At 68.1% G+C, this 263-nt stretch carries 1 pseudogene; it reads left to right on the top strand.

The window, feature by feature from the left end:
* Positions 1–263 (top strand): annotated as a pseudogene (purT, locus tag ACZ3GY_RS24235) (phosphoribosylglycinamide formyltransferase 2); the annotation flags it as partial.

The raw sequence follows: 263 nt of genomic DNA, 5'->3' as shown, positions 1-263 counted from the left end.
ATCAACATGACCGACGGTGCCGCGCTGGCCGCACTGATCGAGCAGGAGCAGCCCGACCTGATCGTGCCCGAGATCGAGGCCATTGCCACCGAGACCCTGGTCAAGCTGGAAGAAGCCGGCCGTGCCCGCGTGATCCCGACCGCGCGCGCTGCCTGGCTGACCATGAACCGCGAAGGCATCCGCCGACTGGCCGGCGAAACCCTGGGCCTGGCAACCTCGCCCTACCGCTTCGCCGACAGCCTGGACGAACTCAAGGCGGCCAT

The organism is Pseudomonas sp. PME37.24/006, from assembly GCF_055556635.1.
This window is presented reverse-complemented; position numbering and strand designations above follow the sequence as displayed.